Origin of the sequence: Okeania sp. SIO2F4, assembly GCF_010672385.1 — a bacterium.
Lineage (GTDB): Bacteria > Cyanobacteriota > Cyanobacteriia > Cyanobacteriales > Microcoleaceae > Trichodesmium.
In genome coordinates this window covers 1-9,564 of sequence record NZ_JAAHGT010000322.1, presented here as the reverse complement: position 1 = coordinate 9,564, position 9,564 = coordinate 1, and the positions used below count along the sequence as shown (strand labels likewise).

Here is a 9,564-nt window from a genome sequence, read left to right as displayed (position 1 = left end):
TCATTCCTGATTGTGCAATATGGTATTAAATCTCTTATATATGAGTTATAGATTTATTCAGCCCACCCTAATTACAGTTTTGTTTGATTTTGAGATTCATGCCATTTCTCAATCTTAAATTTTTGAAAATACAGCCATCTTCAGATACTTCCATTCCATTTATAAGATATGTGTTGGAATATTGATTTTTATGTTTAACAGACTGAGTTTTTTTAAGTTTCAATATATTATTTTCATTGGCTGAAAATTTTTGATTTTGAGTATAGTTTTTTGAGAAAGAAGGATACTCAAAAAATACAGTTAAACATATAGGTATTAAGGCAATTAAACCGATTTTTTTTAATAATAAAATAGTCATACTAAGTACCAGGGTAAAATTAATTTAATTCATATTAGATGTAGGGAACAGCGGTGAAACCCCGCGTCGCGAATTGTTAGAAAGAGAGGGAATATAAAATATACCTGAGTAATAGATATACAAATAATTTTGTCTACTTACTTTTGCCTTAAATTTTTTACTGTAAACTCAGGTTTGTTGATTAGCAGGCTAAAAATTTCAATTACCTAAAGTAATAATTAGCCTGAGTTGAAAGGAGTCCAAGAAAGTGTTTATTGATATCTAGATACTCTATCCCTTTTTTAACAAGGGTAGGAATACTCAATAAGAAGGGCAGCATGGGTAGATGGGTATATAATTTTTTATACAAAACATTCTCTAAAAAAAACAGATTATTTTTGATAGACTCTTTTAGGGATTTGTACTTAACTCAAAATTTAAAGAGGAAACTTGAACAGCTATATAGCCTATTACTTATATATATCAAGTTTAGCTAATCAAGTTTCGGAAAGGAGATCTATTTTTGACTGAATATTTAGTATTTTTGTGATTTAGTATCAGATTAAGTCTGGTTAAACAGGCTGAAATAGTAGGATATCTTGCTGCTTTGACAGGTCGCTACAGAGCGAGGATTTTCAGGTAGCTTAGGAATTAATATAAAATGTTCTTCTAAAAGAATAAATAAACTTAACCAAAAATTAATAACTCGAATAACTGGTTGGAATTTTATTATTGATGTTTGCTCTTTAGGGATTTATGGCTTATTAATATACCAACTAAGTTCTGGGAATTTTTAATTATTAAATATTATAATCATCTCTCACTATCTTAAAAATTGAATTTATTAAAGGGATTTAAAGCTATAATATACTTTGAATATTCAACAAACTACCTAGAATAAAAATATGTCAATAAAGTCAAAAGCAACTAATAGTAAATCACAAATAACTAATGAACAAAAAGAAGCTGCTGAAGCTGAGATTAGGGAAAAGCAAAAAGCTGTTGATTATCGAACAACGGAATATCCAGTGGAGGTTATTGTTCAGAAGTATCTGGAAGGAGAAGAAAACGATAATAATGAGTTATTTATACCTGATTATCAAAGAGAGATGGTTTGGGATGATGAAAGGCAGTCAAAATTTATTGAGTCTGTATTTTTAGGATTACCAATACCTCCAATATTTGTTGCTGATATTAATGATGAAGAAAATGAAGAAGATGAAGCTAGTTTAGAGATTATAGATGGTACTCAACGTATCCGTACTTTAACTAGGTTTATTAAAAATGAGCTAATACTATGTGAATTGAAGAAGTTAGGTCAACTCAATAATTTTAGATTTGAAGACTTACTTCTTTCTCGTCAGAGACGCTTCAACAGAGCTACTATTCGGATAATTCAACTAACAGAAAAAGCAGATGAGGAAACACGAAGAGATATTTTTGAAAGAATTAATACAGGTAGTGTTCAGTTAAATGAAATGGAAAAACGCAGAGGTATATTATCAGGAAAAGTTACTGATTTAATTGATGAATTATCAAAATTACAAAAATTTAGGAATCTTTGTTATTTTTCTCAAGCAGCTATTAAGCGACAAGATCCTCAAGAATTTGTACTACGTTTTTTTGCTTTCTTGGATAGGTATGAAAATTTTGATAGTAAGTTGGGAATAATTAATTTTCTTGATAAGTATTTGAAAAATGCTAATGATGATGAAAATATAGACTTAGAGAAAATGCAGTATGAATTTGAAAAAATGATAGAATTTGTCGCAGAAAATTTTCCCAATGGTTTTCGTTCAGGTAAAAAATTAAATCAAACAACTACTAGGGTTAAATTTGAATCTCTTTCTGTAGGTGTTGCTCTTGCTTTGAGAGAAAAAAATAATCTTCAGTATCAAGGAGATGATTTGTTGAATTCTCCTAGGAGTAATTTTCAAAATTACACGAAAGGTGATGCAAGTAGTTCTAATAAGAAGGTAATTCGACGCATTGAATATGTTAGAGATCGACTGTTAGATAAATAATGGCAAACATATCATTTGTATTTCAAGATTTTGATGAACGTTGCAAAGAAGTTAGTGAATATTTGACTTTTATCGATGATTTACAGAAAGGAAAAATTAAATTAATTACAGAAAGTCAAGTAAATAATAAACCTAAAAAAATAGACAAGGAATTAGAAGATACCTTCAAGGCAAGTGCTTATTTATTGCTTTACAATTTAATAGAATCGACAATGAGAAATGCTATTGAAGCAATATTTGATGAACTAAAAAATCAAGGTGTTTCATTTGACCAAATTAGACCGGAGTTAAAAAAAATTGTGCTTGATAATCTTAAGCAGAGAAATTCCGATAAAATTACTGAGAAAATCAAAAATCTATCTCTTGATATTATTACTATAGTATTTGATGAATCGGTATTTAAAGAAGGAGAGATATTCTTTGGAAATGAAAAACTATTTTCTGGTAATTTTGATGCTAGAAAGATTAAAACATTAGCTAAAGAGTATGGATTTTCTGCGCAAACAAAAACTGATAGTAGCGATTTATTAATAGTTAAAACTAAGAGAAAAGATTTAGCACATGGAATTAAATCTTTTGCAGAGGTAGGAAGGGAGAAAAGTCCTGATGAACTAATAAAAATTCAAGATAAGGTAGTAAAGTATTTGAGACAAATTCTGGAGAATATTGAAACATATTTAACTAATCAAGAATATTTAGACTCGTCTACAAATTTTCTCTAATATCATGTTCAGATTATGAAATATAACTCAACTTTATTGAGTTAAGGATTTTTTGAAGAAGCAAGAAAGTACATTAGTCTATAGATAAATACCTTATGAGTTTTAGTTTTATCTGTTTGCGCAGAATTCCGTAGGAAACCATATTGAAATATAACTATCATAAGAATATTGAAACATATTTAACTAATCAAGAATATTTAGACTCGTCTACAAATTCTCTCTAATATCATGTTCAGATTATGAAATATAACTCAACTTTATTGAGTTAAGGATTTTTTGAAGAAGGAAGAAAGTAAATTAGTCTATAGATGGATAGCTTCTGAGTTTTGGTCTTATCTGTTTGCGCAGCATTCTGTAGGAAACCGTATTGAAATATAACTATCATAAATTATTCAAGCATAATATTATTAGGACATTTTCAAATTATCAAACTTAGTCACAGTAAGAATTTAACTTCTGACTTCTAACTTCAATTAGAGTTTGCTGAAAAAATATGAGTGGGTTTGGGTAGGAGTCAGGAATCAGAATAAATGGGAATTATAGAGGAGGTAGGAGGAAGAATCGTTCCTTAATTTTTCTGCAGCAATCTAAAAACTCACACTTTTTTACACCTAAAAATTCCAAGACCTTTATCCATCAAGACTTTTATATTTAATTGGCAAACCCCAATTAGATCAGTCACCAGTAAGCAATTTTTCCTTTTAAACTGATAACTGATAATTGTATTTACTCTCGCCAACGACCGGAACGAAGAATACTAATAATTAACCACAACCCAAGAAAACTAGCTACTGCAAATAAAGCTTCACTTAACACAGATAACTGACTACTTTGAGAACCCGCAGTCACAATAGCAGCACCGATAATTAAGGAACCTACAACCACACTAAAAGATAATCTATTAGCTGACTTATCTACACTACGACGCAAAGGTTCAATATCTTTTAGAGTCAAATTCCACTTCAATGTTTCGGAAGTAAGTCTGTCTAAAAATAAGTCTAGTTGACGAGGCGACTCTAAAGATAAATTCTTCACATCAATAGCTGTTCTTAATAAAGTTTGCACCGGATCATCCCCTAATAATTGTCGGCGAAATAAATCAGTCATTAATGGTTTAATCTCATCCAAAAGATTAAGTTGGGGATAAAAACTACGAGCGACACCTTCTAAATTTGCTAAAGTTTTGGAATATAAACCTAAATTACTCGGCAATTTAATTTTGTTGTTACGACAGAGTTGTAAAATGTCATAAAATACTTCAGAGAAATTGATTTCCGCCAAGCTAAGATTGTAATATTTTCTCAGCATTTTGCTATAATCATTTTCTACCTTAGCTAAGTTTGGTGGTTGAGCAACTTCAGCCATTTGTAAAGTTAGTTGAGTACACCTTTGAGCATCTAAATCAACTATTGCTAATAATAGTTCTGTTAAATTCTGTTGACTACGAGGATCGAGGCGACCTACCATGCCACAGTCTAGTAGAGCAATGCGCCCATCTTGCAAATAAAATATGTTGCCTGGATGGGGGTCGGCGTGGAAAAAACCGTTGATATAAAATTGTTGAAAGAAAGCACGACATAGTAAGGTGGAGAGCGCTTGCTTCTCTGAATTTATATCGCCATTGTCGTTAGTACCTTTGACTTTTGCTGATAAAATTGGTTTACCATTCAGCCATTCTAGAACTAAAAGCTTAGAAGTGGTTAGCTCCCAATATACTTTCGGAACCATGATTTGCTTCGGGTCAAACCATTTACTTGTAGATAGGTTCTGGCGTAGTTCATCAGTATAACCAGCTTCTTTAGTAAAATTCAGTTCTGCTCGCAAAGCATCGCCAAATTCTTCAGCTAAGGAAAGAATGTCATAGTTTTTGCCAAATTCTGTCAATGAGATTAACTCACCTAAATTTTTGAGTAAAGCAATATCTTTATCAACTATTTTATCAATGCCAGGCCGTTGAACTTTGAGAGCTACTTCCGTACCGTCTTTTAAAGTAGCTTTATAAGTTTGAGCAATGGAACCTGCTGCCACACACTCAGTATTAATGTAGCTAAATATTTCTTCCAGAGGTTGGGAGAGTTGTTGACGAATTAAGATTTCTACTTCAGACCAAGATATGGGTGGCACATCTGCCTGCAAACTTGACAGGGTATCGATATAGTCTGCTGGCAATAGGTCTGGACGGGTACTCAGTAGCTGACCGAGTTTTACATACACTGGGCCTAAATCTATAAGAATATTGCGCAGAACTGCTGGTGTTGGTAAGTCTGGTTCACCAGTTTTGCCTCCTGTGAGGAGAGTTCTCATATAGTCCCAACCGTTACGGAGGACAATTTCGACTATTTCTGCTTGACGAGAGCTAGTTACTGCAAGGCTAGATAACACTTGACCTCCCTATAATGCTGTTGATATTTGGTTCGGCTTTCGGGACAATTTGATTGTCTGTATATATCTACATATTAAGATAGCGTTGACAAAAAACTTTTGTTTTGGATAATTATCACTTTTTTCAGTATTTGTCAATTATTTTTGATAGTAGTTGCAGGTTTAATTATTGGGAATGGAACTAGAACAGCAAAGGGTCTGTAGCGCAAATATTTATGAAATTATTATTAAAGCAATAATTTAACTTTTGAATTTTTAATTTTGAATTAATAAATAGTATCTGTTGTAACAGAAATAAAATTAGAAATTAAGAATCTAGACGGATTTATGCTTTACATGATACTCAAAATTTTTTATATTTATTTTAGAATTCACTTAAAATAGCAATGACTAATATAGAATCTATAGCAATTGAGCGGTTTCATGCTCATAGTCCTATAAACTTAGACAGTTGTCAAGTAAAGCGAGAGTTAGTTGGCTCTAGAGTAGTAATGGTGATTGACTGTCCATCTACAGCAAAGTGCCACGAGCTGTGGCGCGATCGCTACTTATTAATGCGTCGTTGTTTGGATTTATGGTTAGCTAATCAAATTGTAATTAGTTATAAAGGGCATCCTTACGGTCGTACTCCGATGCGACAGCCTTTGGTATAGGATAAATTTTTAATTTTTGGTATGGCAATCCTATTTAAAATAGGAGTCATTAATTAGCCTATTGCTAGGGTGAGGCTGTTGTCTACAGCTATTACCTTTTTCCTATGAAATGCTCTGAAGAAATTGTTGGGAAGAAGGTTTAAATGCCCTATTTAAACAACTAAATTTAGGATTGCTGTATCTATAAATTAATTAGGGCTTGCTGAATAAATCTAAAAACATTGACAGATAAAGGTAAAAGCCTTTTTAGGTATTGAAAAATTACCTGGTTTTCAGCTCTTCATGCTCAAAAAGGAGCGCATTTTTGGCGTATAGTTGGGCAAAAAAATTACTCCTCTACTCCACTAATCTTTAAAAAAGACTTTTTCAGCAAACCCTAATTAGAGGGTCGCACTGCTATTTTCTGTTTCCCGAATTAATAGTTCCTACTCCCTAAAACAAAAGAATTTTGTATCTCATTCAGAGATGAAAATTGTTATAAATAACTAGGGCTTGCTGATTAAATCCAAAGTAAGCATTCAGCTTTTAAAGGTACAAGATTTACTAAAATTAGCTTATGGTCTTTTTATTCATAAGTTTTCATTCTCTTTGGAGACTAATTCCTCCTTTCGTATGATAATGACTTAATAACTCATAGCTGATAGGTGACAGCTGACGGCTGAATGCTTACAATCTAAAAGTATTTACATATAAAAACTTTAGCCTTTTTTATGCGAAAAAAGTATAAGCTTTTTGCTTCCCATCGCTAAGAATGTGAGGATTTTTAGTAGACAAGAGCAGAAAAATTAAGGAGCAATTCTTCCAACTACATCCTCAGTAATTTCTATTTCTCCTGACTCCTGATTCCTGACTCCTACCCTCACCTATAATACTTATTCACCAAACCCTAATTACTTTTAGCTTTGATACGGCTTCATTCAATTTTATGATCTTTATTTCTGTTTGTTAAACTCCTTGAATAATTTGTTGCGCTTCCTCCTATTTAAAGTATCTATATTATTGGTTACTGGTTAAGTAGCAGTTGGTTGTTGTTTAGAGTTTGAAGGAATTTTTGTGTTGTTATTGACGATTTATTCTATTGATTATGCAACATCTACAAAAATTTGTGCCATACTTCTAGTAATTTGAGTTATTTGTTGTGCATATTTTGTTTCTTGTTCTGTGACTACTACAGTAGAGTTAATTGTTGTTTGAATATCTATGACTAAAGTACCTATAACAATCCGCGCATAGGTTGTAACAATTCAAAAACTAGAAATAAACTCCGAAACTCTTACCCGTTCCCTATTACCTCCATACCTCCATACCAAAAAGTGGCAAGATTTTTGACACGAATAAAATAGGATTGCTATATGTAGTCTGCTAATTTTTTACTTTTATCTGCAAGTTTACAAATTTCTGTGGCAAATAAGGAAAACCTGTACCATTTCCTCCTGAATTTATAGCTTCTATAGTAGCATTAATATCTAAGTAAAGAGGCACAAAAAACATAATTCATAAACATTAGGAATCTGATGATTTTGTTGAGTTAAACGGAAAATTTGTTGGGAAATGGTTTGTACTTTATCTTTGAAAGTAGACTAATAAAAAAAATCTATGTCAGAAATAATTCAAACAACTAAACCTATTCAAAAAATTATATTTGGTAGCCCAGGTACAGGCAAAAGTTATAAAGTACGGGAGATAGCAAATAATTATTTACAAATTCAATGGAATGAGCAAACAAAATTCTTAGAAAATACAATTAAAACTGTCTTTCATCCTGAATATACATATTCAGATTTTTTGGGGAAATTATTACCACAAACTACTGCAGGTGGTGCTGTTATTTATAAGTTTTATGCCGGTCATTTTATCCGAGTATTAGGGTTAGCATATAAATATTTAATTGATGGTAGTAACCAAAATGTACTTTTGGTAATTGATGAATTAAATAGAGGAAATGCTGCTGCTATTTTTGGTCCGATTTTTCAATTGTTAGATAGAGAGATAGATAATTGGTCAAGTTATGATGTGAATTTATCAGAGTTAGAAATAGTCGCTTTGTTGAGGGCGATGGGATATGATGCTCAAACAACTGATAAAAATATACAGGTGGATGGAAGTAATTTTGATGTGTTTTGTCAGATGACAAAAATGAAACTAGAAATGAATGATAACCAGGATGGTTTACGAGTATTAGAAAATTTGACAACTCAGAGAATTTCTATTCCGAGAAATTTATCAATTATCGCTACGATTAATACTTCGGATGAGTCTATATATTATTTGGATAGTGCTTTTAAAAGAAGGTGGGATTGGGAATATGTGGATGTACCTGGTTATGGCAGAGAAAAAACTAAGGATATATTGATAGAAGGTAGGGAAGAAAAATGGTTGGATTTTGTGAATAAGTTAAATGATTTTATTAAGGTTAATCATCAAGTGATTCGACGTATTGAAGATAAACAAATTGGTGTTTGGTTTTTGAAAGCAGAGAATAATCAAGTTACTAAAGAATCCATAGAAAATAAATTAATGTTTTATTTGTGGGATAGTGTATTTCCTAGAGATAGAAGACCTTTAGAAAGTTTGTTGTCGAAGGGCGATCGCCAAAGTATTAAGTTAATTACTTATTCTGACTTTGTTGCTTTATCAGATGATTTTATTGATGGGATTATTTCTTGTGAATGGTTGACTTTTTGAATCACTTTTTTTTGAAGAGGATTAGTCCGTAGTGGTTTGGTTTCAAAACTTTTTTCAAGTTACAGAATAGTTTGGAGAATTTACTTGTTGATGTTCTACCTTGGTTGAAGTTTACTAAAGTAAAGCCTAATTTTTATTCTTTTTGGATATAGTCGATACTTTTATTGCGTATGTAGCAATATGAGTTTTTGCTCAGTCTGAGAACTTTTATTGCGTATGTAGCAACAGGAATTTTTGCTCACTCTGAGATTTAGGTAGTCAATACTTTTATTGCGTATGTAGCAATAGGAGTTTTTACTCAGTCTGAGAACTTTTATTGTGTATACAGCAATAAGAATTTTTGCTCAGTTTCAGATTTAGGCAGTCTGAGAACTTTTATTGGGCATTGGTAATTGGTGGGATGATTTTCTACGCTTAGGTGATACCCATCACTTACTCTGGTTAAATATTTAGAGGTATTAGAAATAAATTACTTTTAAAGTTTCATCTCTTGATTTACCAACGTCTTTTATTGCGTATACAGCAATAAGAATTTTTGCTCAGTCTTAGGTGTAGGAAATTACTCCTATTGCGTATGCAGCAATAGGAATTTTTGCTCAGTCTTAGGTGTAGGAAATTACTCCTATTGCGTATGCAGCAATAAGAATTTTTGCTCAGTCTTAGGTGTAGGAAATTACTCCTATTGCGTATGCAGCAATAGGAATTTTTGCTCAGTCTTAGGTGTAGGAAATTACTCCTATTGCGTATGCAGCAATAAGAAT

At 31.8% G+C, this 9,564-nt stretch carries 7 protein-coding genes; 4 read left to right on the top strand and 3 right to left on the bottom strand.

The window, feature by feature from the left end:
• Positions 1–67 precede the first annotated feature (67 nt).
• Complete coding sequence (locus tag F6K22_RS20060) at positions 68–358, bottom strand: hypothetical protein (protein WP_293101694.1); 291 nt, start codon at positions 356–358, stop codon at positions 68–70.
• 884 nt (positions 359–1,242) lie between these two features.
• On the opposite strand from F6K22_RS20060, the gene F6K22_RS20055 reads away from it, so the two are divergent.
• The gene (locus F6K22_RS20055; protein WP_293101691.1) at positions 1,243–2,361 is read left to right on the top strand and encodes a DUF262 domain-containing protein; all 1,119 of its coding nucleotides are present in this window, start codon (positions 1,243–1,245) and stop codon (positions 2,359–2,361) included.
• On the top strand, positions 2,361–3,083 hold the full coding sequence (locus tag F6K22_RS20050; RefSeq protein ID WP_293101688.1) for an MAE_28990/MAE_18760 family HEPN-like nuclease: 723 nt from the start codon (positions 2,361–2,363) through the stop codon (positions 3,081–3,083). Before F6K22_RS20055 ends, F6K22_RS20050 begins: the two co-directional genes overlap by 1 nt.
• Before the next feature lie 726 nt (positions 3,084–3,809).
• On the opposite strand, the gene F6K22_RS20045 is transcribed toward F6K22_RS20050, so the two are convergent.
• Positions 3,810–5,465, bottom strand: coding sequence for an ABC1 kinase family protein (locus F6K22_RS20045; RefSeq protein ID WP_293101685.1), 1,656 nt, complete (start codon positions 5,463–5,465; stop codon positions 3,810–3,812).
• A 386-nt stretch (positions 5,466–5,851) separates the two neighbouring features.
• Here F6K22_RS20045 and F6K22_RS20040 point away from each other — a divergent pair, with 386 nt between their 5' ends.
• Complete coding sequence (locus F6K22_RS20040) at positions 5,852–6,118, top strand: hypothetical protein (protein WP_293101682.1); 267 nt, start codon at positions 5,852–5,854, stop codon at positions 6,116–6,118.
• Between the two features lie 1,362 nt (positions 6,119–7,480).
• On the opposite strand, the gene F6K22_RS20035 is transcribed toward F6K22_RS20040, so the two are convergent.
• Complete coding sequence (locus F6K22_RS20035; RefSeq protein WP_293101679.1) at positions 7,481–7,609, bottom strand: hypothetical protein; 129 nt, start codon at positions 7,607–7,609, stop codon at positions 7,481–7,483.
• Positions 7,610–7,714: 105 nt separating this feature from the next.
• Here F6K22_RS20035 and F6K22_RS20030 point away from each other — a divergent pair, with 105 nt between their 5' ends.
• Positions 7,715–8,803 (top strand): restriction endonuclease, encoded by a 1,089-nt coding sequence (locus tag F6K22_RS20030; protein ID WP_293101676.1) that lies wholly within the window; start codon positions 7,715–7,717, stop codon positions 8,801–8,803.
• The last annotated feature ends 761 nt before the right edge of the window (positions 8,804–9,564 follow it).

Bases quoted from the DNA above. Each gene is read 5' to 3' on its own strand.
- F6K22_RS20060 (WP_293101694.1), bottom strand. From the start codon at position 358: ATGACTATTTTATTATTAAAAAAAATCGGTTTAATTGCCTTAATACCT.
- F6K22_RS20055 (WP_293101691.1), top strand. From the start codon at position 1,243: ATGTCAATAAAGTCAAAAGCAACTAATAGTAAATCACAAATAACTAAT.
- F6K22_RS20050 (WP_293101688.1), top strand. From the start codon at position 2,361: ATGGCAAACATATCATTTGTATTTCAAGATTTTGATGAACGTTGCAAA.
- F6K22_RS20040 (WP_293101682.1), top strand. From the start codon at position 5,852: ATGACTAATATAGAATCTATAGCAATTGAGCGGTTTCATGCTCATAGT.
- F6K22_RS20035 (WP_293101679.1), bottom strand. From the start codon at position 7,609: ATGTTTTTTGTGCCTCTTTACTTAGATATTAATGCTACTATAGAAGCT.
- F6K22_RS20030 (WP_293101676.1), top strand. From the start codon at position 7,715: ATGTCAGAAATAATTCAAACAACTAAACCTATTCAAAAAATTATATTT.